1 protein-coding gene is annotated in these 1,324 nt (G+C 45.8%); it reads left to right on the top strand.

All coding sequences use genetic code 11. The features are described from left to right. Positions 1 to 203: 203 nt before the first annotated feature. Positions 204 to 1,324, top strand: a 1,121-nt coding sequence (locus tag J5224_RS28140; protein ID WP_264628408.1) for a DegT/DnrJ/EryC1/StrS family aminotransferase, incomplete at its 3' end; no start/stop codon positions are given.

Consider the following 1,324-nt stretch of genomic DNA (forward strand, 5'->3'; position numbering starts at 1 on the left):
TTATTGATGTTGTCTAAACATTTTCAGTCGGCACATTAGGCAGCCTACAGTGCTGCCTTGCTGATACACAACTGTGTGGGCCTGAACGTGGTATTCACGTTGTACCGGTAGCCTTTGGCTTGGCATGTACAACGGTAGTTCTATATGATTAGGTAAAATGAATACCTCGCGTGTGGTTGCACCCGTAATATTACCGAGAACCGATGATGAAAGATATTTACGTTACCAGCCCGCTTCTTCCGCCATTAACCGAGTTCATTCCTTATCTTGAACAGATATGGGACAACAAATGGTTGACTAATAACGGCCCGTTCCACCAGCAACTTGAAAAACAACTTGCTGAATATTTGGGCGTTGACTACCTGAGCCTGTTCTCCAATGGCACTCTGGCGTTGCTCACGGCCATGCAGGCTTTGCGTATTTCAGGTGAGGTGATCACCACACCTTATTCCTTTGTTGCTACGTCGCACTCGCTTTTGTGGAATGGTTTAAAACCGGTATTTGTAGATATCGATCCTGTCACATGCAATCTGGATCCGGAAAAGATTGAACGTGCCATTACGCCAGAAACGTCGGCTATCCTGCCAGTACACTGCTATGGAATACCTGCAAACGTTGAGCGTATTCAGGAGATTGCGGATACCTATGGGTTAAAAGTGATCTATGATGCTGCGCATGCATTCGGTGTGAAGCAAAATGGGGCCAGTATTTTAAACCATGGTGATCTGTCTATCCTGAGTTTTCATGCTACCAAAGTATTCAATACCATTGAGGGTGGGGCAATCATTTGCCCTGACGCGAAAACTAAAAAGCGCATTGATTATCTGAAAAATTTTGGTTTCGCTGACGAAGTGACCGTGATGGCCCCAGGTATCAACGGCAAGATGAACGAAGTGCAAGCGGCATTTGGTGTGTTGCAACTCTCTCATATTGATCAGGCACTGGCAAACAGGCGGGTAATTTACCAACGTTATCATAACGCGCTGAAAAATATACCCGGACTCAGATTGGCTCAGGTTCCTCAGGATATTGATTGGAACCAGGCTTACTGCCCTGTCTTTATTGATGAAAACTTCCCTTGCACCCGCGATGAACTTTATTCTTTATTGAAAGAGGAGGGGATTTTCGCGCGCCGCTATTTTTACCCTTTAATCAGTTCATTCCCAATGTATCGTGGGCTTGATAGTGCTAAAGATGATAATTTGCCTATCGCTCGTTCTGTTGCTGATGCTGTGCTGTGTCTGCCGATTCATGCCGAGTTACAGCTTGAAGAGCAAGATCGGGTGATTTCAGTCATTTTGCAGCAGGCTAGCACGCCTCGTGC

It is taken from the genome of Candidatus Symbiopectobacterium sp. NZEC135, from assembly GCF_025962695.1.